Source organism: Methanobrevibacter sp. UBA212 (genome assembly GCF_905233225.1).
GTDB lineage: Archaea > Methanobacteriota > Methanobacteria > Methanobacteriales > Methanobacteriaceae > Methanocatella.
On the sequence record NZ_CAJODJ010000065.1, the window covers coordinates 1 to 6919 of the forward strand.

The 6919-nt window shown below is 41.0% G+C and carries 6 protein-coding genes and 1 pseudogene; all 7 read right to left on the reverse strand.

Translation table 11 applies throughout. The annotated features are described in order from the left end of the window. Window positions 1-78: 78 nt before the first annotated feature. On the reverse strand, window positions 79-522 hold the full coding sequence (locus QZ138_RS11010; protein ID WP_292889069.1) for a hypothetical protein: 444 nt from the start codon (window positions 520-522) through the stop codon (window positions 79-81). Window positions 523-705: 183 nt separating this feature from the next. Then, entirely contained in the window at window positions 706-2214 is a 1509-nt protein-coding gene (locus QZ138_RS11015) for a Mur ligase family protein (protein ID WP_292889070.1), read from the reverse strand. Further along, window positions 2207-3595, reverse strand: a complete 1389-nt coding sequence (locus QZ138_RS11020) for a Mur ligase family protein (RefSeq protein ID WP_292889071.1) — start codon at window positions 3593-3595, stop codon at window positions 2207-2209. Before QZ138_RS11020 ends, QZ138_RS11015 begins: the two co-directional genes overlap by 8 nt. Window positions 3596-3726: 131 nt before the next feature. Continuing rightward, entirely contained in the window at window positions 3727-4914 is a 1188-nt protein-coding gene (locus QZ138_RS11025; RefSeq protein ID WP_292602482.1) for an aconitase X catalytic domain-containing protein, read from the reverse strand. A gap of 1 nt (window position 4915) precedes the next feature. Next, a complete protein-coding gene (locus QZ138_RS11030) occupies window positions 4916-6250 on the reverse strand; it encodes a DHH family phosphoesterase (RefSeq protein WP_292889072.1) in 1335 nt (444 codons plus the stop codon). Continuing rightward, window positions 6240-6628: pseudogene (locus tag QZ138_RS11035) on the reverse strand (30S ribosomal protein S15). Before QZ138_RS11035 ends, QZ138_RS11030 begins: the two are co-directional and overlap by 11 nt. A gap of 59 nt (window positions 6629-6687) precedes the next feature. Continuing rightward, window positions 6688-6919: non-canonical purine NTP pyrophosphatase (locus QZ138_RS11040; RefSeq protein WP_292889073.1), on the reverse strand; the 232-nt coding region annotated here is incomplete at its 5' end.

Sequence of the window (6919 nt, forward strand, 5' to 3'; positions counted from 1 at the left end):
CTGGTTCAACGGGGATAGCCTGAAAAAATACTTAAATTAACCATTATTAAGTGAAAAAAATTCAGGAATCCCCATCCTCTATAGGATGGGGTGGTTCAAATTAATATTTCGCCAATATCCTGCATAATCTATATCACCCAGATATACATAATCGGGATTGAAACATTTGGACCTGCCAATTCTCCTGATTTTTTCTGAAAACTTTTTAGAGGTGAAATTGATTACTATTGTTTCTGTCAATGCTCCCTGTGTAACCTGTGTGACAATGTTATAGTCAAAAAACCTATCCAAATCGTTAGGTCTTGCCTTTGGAAATTGAAACTCGATATGGCACAAGGTATCATCATCCAGCAAACACAAGAAGTCCAAATATAATTTATTGCCTTTTAATGTAACAAATTCCGTCTTCAACACTTCTTTAATGTTTTTGTTAATGCCAATGAAACTTAAAAAATCTTCCCCATACACAAGTATGATAATCTTCAAAATCACGTCGTATATATCATGTATAACACGATTCATATTTTCACCAATGTATGTTAAATAACATTACAAAAACTTTATGCAGATATTAGTATAATTAACAAAATTTATAAAGTTTTTATTGAAAATGAAGGCAATTTTACAATCCAAAGCAATTTAACAGGATTAAATCAATATTTATTTATAAAAAATAGTAAAAATAAGTGTAATGCCACAGCATTACTATAATTCAAAAACGATGTCCTTGAATTTGGTGGCGGCTTCGCCGATGGCTATCACCATTTCACAGTCAAGGTTTAAAGCTTTTCTCAAACCGTCGCGAACTTCCTCTTCTGAAGCCCCCAGGGTTCCTCTCTTTTCAAAGTCATCGACATGGTTCAAAAAGATTCTGTCATTGAGTTTGGGATTGTCCCTTAACTTATCAAGCGCTATCTTTTGTGAAGCCACAGAAGCAGGCACAATGAACTTTGAAAATTTCAGGACGCTGTTGAATATGTCTATGTCACCGACCTGACCGGATTCTGATGAGACTGTTATCACCGTTGTAAAGTCGCCGAACAGCTTTTTGAATTCCTTCAGCACGGTTTCGACACCTGCCGGATTGTGTGCATAGTCAACGAAAATGTCCTTGCCCTTAACCTTGCCGACCTCTTCCATCCTTCCGCTTACGCCGGTGAAAGCCGCAATGGTAGGCAATATCTTCTCATAAGGCAGGTCCAGAAACTCATGAGCCGCAATGATGACTCCTGTGATATTGTAGACATTGTGAAGTCCATCCACTCCCATCTTGACAGTCAGTTTTTCAGTTGGAGTGTGCAGGTCAAATTTCCTGTTTGCCAAATCCACGTTTGTTGCAATATAGTCGACCTGAGGGGTTGTAACTCCGCATTGGCAGAAGTAATATCCGCAACCAGAGATTATTTCCTTTACAGCGACTTCACGTCCGCAGACACATTCCTTCATGCCTATTGAGTCCGGAAGCTCATCAACACCGAATGTGATAACTTCACCCTTGAAATCAAGTTCACGAAGCAATCCGATAATTGTCGGGTCATGTCCGTTGACAATCAGCTGTCCGATTCCCAATTCCTTTATGAATTCTCCCTTGACGTTAGCATAATCCATAAAGCTTCCAAGGTCATTCAGATGGTCTGGAGTGATGTTGGTAATCAGTCCGCTTGACATGCCGGTGTTCTTTACTATCCTTCCAACGGTTCCGGGAATTCCAAAGGTTCCGACCTCCAATATTCCCACATCACCATTCAATCTTGACTGGAGAATCGGAATGAACTCGGCATTTCCCTGCATTCCTTCAAGGTCATGTTCGCAGGGCTTTATTCCGTTGTCGTATGCAATCAGCTTCAGGAGGGTTGTTGAGGTTGTCTTGCCGTTGGTACCGGTTATTCCAAATACCGGCTTTTCAGGCTTAATCATTTCAATAACTTCTTCCAAGCTTAAAATAGGTTTTTTACAATTTTTAATTATATCGGCATCTTCCGGTAAGCTTAAAGGTGGAATAACATAATCTGCTTTTTTAAAAAATGTATCTGGAGTGTTTCCATAAAAAACTTCAATGTCATAACCTTCCAGGGATTTTGCGAATCTGCAATCTTTTTTAAACGCCAAATCTGTTCCTACAACGTCGTAGCCCCTTTGCTTAAGTACTCTTGCTATCAGGTTACCGTTTGCTCCGCAAACGCCAATGACCCCGAAGGTTGTGTTCTTATTCATACTTTCTGCTCCCGTCCTTAAGTCCTTTCATGATTTTGTTTAGTATATTGACCCTGTCAAATGATATGAGTGGTCCCATGTGCAATATGATATCTCCTGGTTCGGAATACTTGAATGACAGCTCGGCAGCCTCTTCCAGAGTGTCGGTTGCAACCTTTATCATCTTTTCATTTGTTATTGCATCCAAAATCTCATAGGCAATGTGAATCTCTGTCTTTTGAATGGATTCATCGAAACCGCTTGCAAGCACCGCCTTGATGTTGTCGTATTCATCAAGGATTCTGCCAACTTCGGCCTTGTCCCTCACCCAGGATGTGTCAAAGTGATCCAGGAACACCACAAGGCTTTCGCCTTCAAAGTAATCAAGGGTAGCCCTTATACCGTCAGGCAGGAATGCCGCATCGATAATGACTTGCCTTCCGTTATAATCGCCATAGTCCTCCATGTGTGCTGAAAGACCTTTAAATGTTGATAGGGCTTTAATGATATCATCTTCACTGATTCCATAGTTTATGCCGACAGCTGCGGCTCCAACCGCATTTTCAAAGAAGTAGCTCATCATATGGAACGGGGTGGTGAATTCACCTCCGTCATATGTGACGGTCAGTGATTTGTCTCCCATTGTCCCCTTAAAGTCGACATCATCGTCCATTGTATAAAAAATGGTGTCGTCCCTAAGCAAATCTGTTTCATTCGCACATTCGCTGTTGGCTATGAATGTTTCGCTTATGTCCTGAATGATCAATTTGCGTAAAAGGTACTTTTCATAAGAGCCTCCGAATTCGTTGAGGTGCTCTTTGGTGAGGTATGATAAAACTCCAATCTTAATATCCAGTTTATTCAAAAGGCCCAATGTGCCGTGAGGAAGTTCAAAAATGGCAATGTCACAGTTTTGAGCCTTGCCTGTTACTATACCGTCAATGATTGTTTCTGAAACCAGATTGTTTGCAAGTGAGGAACAGGACCATACGTTATATCCTGCTGCATTGAAAACGCTTGTAATGAGCATTGTTGTTGTGGTCTTACCCATGGACCCTGTTATTCCAACAATATCCACAGGAACAAGTTCATTGACCATCTGTGAGAAATCTTCATTGGTCAAAACCTTAACGTCACTGTCTGCAATCAGTTTTGCTATTGGCGCATCGTCAGGTAAGGTGGGAGGCATGTAAACCGCTTCTATGCCATCCAAGGTAGGTTCAGGATTTTTCAAATCCAAAATTATTCCTTCATCTTCCATTTTATGCAGCCATGTCTGATAAATAGGCTTGAACTCTGAAAGTTCCTTTAAATCAGTAATAATAACTTTATGTCCTAAATAATTAAGCAGCCTTGCAACCGGCCTGCTTGCATTTCCGGCACCAACAACTAAATAATTCATAAGTGGTCTTCCTCACAATTTCTAGTTATAATTTATTTATGTTATTTAATTTAATATTTTGGAATGCAGGAAAAAAATAAATCAGCGAAAAAAAGTTTCAAAAAAAATAGTTTTGAGCATTGAAAGAATGCTCATTGGAATTTAACAAGATTTTCAACATCATCATAGACAACGTCAAGTCCGCACATTGACGGAACATAGTTTGCTGCCTTTGCGGAGTTTACACCAATTACCTCAAAGCCCATGTCCTCGATTGGAGCTACAACCATACAGGTGTCACATACGACATTTCCGCCTGCAGATTCGATGATTTGAGTGTAACCCATTCTGTCGGCTGTTGCCTTTACGCTCACTGATGTGCAGATCCATAACTTGTTCTTAATGGTTTTGCCCTGAACGACAGATGCAACTTCCTTAATCTCTTCAAGTGATGCGTGAGGACAGCCCAAACAGACCAGATCAATTTCCCTGTCTGTTGTTGAGAGGCTTTCACGGGTTTCAGCAATTTCCTTATCGGAAATGAACATTATGTCTTCGACATCTTCCTCTCCGGCCAGTTCATATTCCGGAGTGATGTTTTCCATGTGATAAAGTGCAACTGAACCTGATGACGCAAGAGCCGCACCCAGGGTTTTCAGATTATTGTTGTTTGGGACGTTCTGTAATTTGAAGTATGGAACTCCTCCTCCAACAACCTTACCGATAATGTAGCCCAATGCACCGAAATCAGCACCTTTTAGCTCGGTTGAAACATTAACAACAAGATTGGCCTTTCTGTTCTCATCCAAATGGAATCCGTAAAGCGGAGTTTTGCCGACAATAGCGGCCGCAAGTGCAGCCGGTCCTCCTTCACGGTTTGTGCGAGCACCGATTACTGAGTTAACATATGCTACAGCAGATGATTCGGACCATGATACGTGATCCCTGAATCTTGGAACGTTACCAACCAAATACGGAGTGCAGGTGCATGTCTTTGAAATTCCCAAATCTGCATAGGCATCTACGATTTCATTTTGCTTTATCGCAAAATCCCTTGGAAAACCTAGCTCTTCCCAGTTGTCCAAATCGGTTCCAGGAGGATTGAGTGAGGCATTGATTGTTGCCTTTCCGCTTCCGTCACGTGCCAGGTCCTGCAGATATTCCAAACCTGCATCACCAATAGTTTTATAGGAAACGCCTGATACCTGAGCAGAAGTGATGTCAACCAATCCGGAAGCGCCGTAGATATCGCCTAGGGCAACTAGGATATCCATGCTTTTACGGATAGTCTCTCCGTACTCTCCGTCACACATTTCCTGTTCTTCTTTTGTTAAAAACATATTAATCATTACTCAATTGATATTCGACCATTTCATCCACCAAGTGCAGGAACTGGTCTTTTGCCTCATAAGGTATCATTGCACCGGCGGCAATGTCATGTCCTCCACCGGTTCCCATGAAGTTGTTTGATGAATCCTTGAGAGCCTTGCCCAAGTTCACGCCTTTTGCAACCATGTCACGGGTTGTACGTCCGGAAATCTTGATGTCCTTGTGAAGCCTTGACATTCCGATGACCGGCTTTGATGCGTCCAACAGCTCGACTGACAGGCCTATACTTGCAATTGTACCCATCACTGATTTCAATACCTTATCTTCAGAATATAGGTATTGGACGGAATTCAGCTGTTCGGCACCATTCTTCTTGATCCATTCAAGGCCCTTGACTATCTGGTCACGGTATTGGCGTTGCAGCCTTTGTGCCGCATCAAGTGCAGGACCCCTTTCGCCAAGGGCAATGCTCAAACCAAGTCCAGGTTTTTTGTTCTTGCCGCAGGCATCGAGAATATATGAATACTCTTCCAAATCACGAAGCAACGGTGTCTCTTTAGCGACAACATAACAATCGCCAAAGATTTCAGGATTGACAGTAATCAAAGCATCCTTCAGAAGGTCCTTTTCCTCATCCTCAAGGTCGGTGAATTTGATTCCGTATGACAAATTCATCTTTTCGAGAAATTCCTGAGAGCCTTCCAAATCTCCGCTGATTCCAGGCAATGGTGGTGAAAAAGTGTAAGCGAGTGACTTGAAAACAGGTTCTGTTGCTTTTGAAACTGTTTTCAATCCCTCATTGATTTCAACAATGCCGCTTTCCTGTGCATCCTTTAAAATTTCCTTGTTCATGCCTGTAAAACCGTCCTGACCCTGCATATCGCCAAATGCACCAACAAGTGCAAAATAGGCCAAATGCTTTTTGTCAAGGCCACGAACAGTCAGATAAGCTGAACCTGCACCGCACAAATCACGGCTTCCATCAATTCCAAACAGATGAGGGTTCAAGTGGACCACATTGCTTTCAGAAGCAGTATCATCCACCTGGTGGTGGTCAGCAACTATAACATCATGCTTATAGGAGTTGAATTCCTTAATGAATGGACTTCCCATGTCTGAAAAGATGAACAAATCATACTTTTCGCTTCTAAGCTGATTTACGTTTTCCTCTTTCAGACGGGGAAGGATTGTTGTGTGGAACTGAACGTCCTCTTCGGCTAAAGCATTCGCTATAACTGCTGCGGCTGATATACCATCAGCATCGTTATGAGAAATTATTCTGATAACGCTATCATTTTCAATATGCTCCTTAAGCATATTGCAAGCTTCGTCAGCTCTATTTAACAAGGAGTGCTGCTTCTTTTGGATTATATCTCCAACCTTCTGGCAATGCACCTTCACTTACATAGTAAGATGCTAATTTTCTGATTCTTGCTTCAATGATAGTTAATCCTCTTTTGGAGTGTAAATCCTTAGGATTTTCATCTAAGTGGTCTCTGATGTTAACTGCCCTTTTAATTAAGTTTAATAAATCTTCTGGGTATTCTCCAGCTTGACCGTTTCTTTTTAAGATTTGAGTGATTCTTTCACCAGTTACGTCTTTAACTGATGGAATTCCGTATTGATCCCTTAAGATAATACCGATTTCGGAAGTACTTTTACCTTCTCTGTTAAATTTTAAAATCATTCTTCATCACTGTAAGTTACCCATTCTGGTCTTGCCATATTATAAACCTCTTTAAATTTTTTAAATCTTAAATAAGCCCAATAAACAGAAAATAATGCTATTCTTGACTGGAATACCATTCAATAAATTTTTTTAATGAATTTTTCCTATGTGAAAATTGGTTTTTTTCATCAGTTGTAAGTTCTCCGAAGGTCTTGCCTTCACTAGGAACATAAAATAAAGGATCAAATGCGAATCCTAAATCTCCTCTTTCTTCAACTGCGATTTCACCTTTGACCTTGCCTAAAAAAGTCTTGGGCTCAGAATTGGGGGCACAGTACCCAATAACT